Annotated in this window: 1 pseudogene; it reads left to right on the top strand. The window is 57.9% G+C overall.

The window, feature by feature from the left end:
- Window positions 1–598, top strand: a pseudogene (locus Xinn_RS21385) (conjugative transfer ATPase); the annotation flags it as partial.

Genomic DNA, 598 nt, shown 5'->3' with positions numbered 1-598 from the left:
CTCGCTGATCCAGTTAATGGCAATACACCGGCCACGCCTGTTTATTGTCGAAGCCGGTAACAGCTTTGGCCTGCTGGCCGATTACTACGAAAGTCTGGGACTGACGGTAAATAAAATCGGTATCAGACCGGGCTGTGGCGTCAGTCTGGCCCTGTTTGCCGATGCCCGTCAGTTGTTGCAACTCAGTCCCGACCAATTGCGCATCCATCAAGCGGATATTCCTGATACCGATGAACCGCCGGAAGAAGAGGGGGATGAACAGCGGGATATTCTGGGCGAGATGGAAATTGCCGCCCGGCTGATGATCACCGGCGGGGAGCAAAGAGAGGAAGAACGCCTGACCCGCTCCGATCGGGGATTAATCCGTGAAGCCATTATGCAGGCCGCCCGGACCAGCTTTGACGAGTCGCGCCAGATGGTGGCATCAGACTTACAGAACGCGCTGCATGCCATTGCCCGTCATCATCAGCAGGATGACCACGGGCAGCCGTTAATCACCGCTCACCGGCGGGCACGGGCCGATGAAATGGCCAGCGCCATGTCGATGTTTACCCAGGGGTTTGAGGGCGAACTGTTTAACCGTCCCGGTGCGCCGTGG

Origin of the sequence: Xenorhabdus innexi, from assembly GCF_002632485.1 — a bacterium.
GTDB classification, from domain to species: domain Bacteria; phylum Pseudomonadota; class Gammaproteobacteria; order Enterobacterales; family Enterobacteriaceae; genus Xenorhabdus; species Xenorhabdus innexi.
Note: the sequence above shows the minus strand (reverse complement) of the source record. Positions and strands in the feature narration are given on the sequence as shown.